Origin of the sequence: Streptomyces sp. M2CJ-2, from assembly GCF_016757295.1 — a bacterium.
Taxonomy (GTDB): domain Bacteria; phylum Actinomycetota; class Actinomycetes; order Streptomycetales; family Streptomycetaceae; genus Streptomyces.
The window spans coordinates 1-408 of sequence record NZ_JAESIF010000304.1; the positions used below are offsets into that span (position 1 = coordinate 1).

General features: G+C 74.5%; 1 pseudogene. It reads right to left on the minus strand.

The features are described 5' to 3' along the window. Positions 1-408: pseudogene (locus tag JL475_RS39400) on the minus strand (hypothetical protein); the annotation flags it as partial.

A 408-nucleotide genomic window follows, 5' to 3' on the forward strand; every position in this document is an offset into this window, starting at 1 on the left:
CAGGAGCGTTCGGCCAGGTCGGCGCCGGGCGTGGCCCGGGGGTCCTTGGAGACCGGGGCCGACTCGCCGGTCAGGCTCGCCTCGTCGATCTCCAGGTGGTCGCTGACCAGCAGTCGGGCGTCCGCCGGGACCACATCCGCGGGGCCCAGCGCGATCACGTCTCCGACCCGCAGCTCCTGCGCGGTCGTGGTGTGCGCGGGGCTGGTGCCGAGCCCGGCGAAGAATTCGTCCCCGTCCGGCGCTTCGGTGAGGGCGGGGGGCGTCCAGGCCACCCTCCGGGCGTTCGTGTTCTCGGCCAGGAGCAGTCCGCGCAGGGCGCGTTCGGCCCGCATGCGCTGGACACCGCTGACCGCGGCGTTGCCGATCATGACTCCGCCCACCAGGGCGGAGTCGACGCTGGAGCCCACG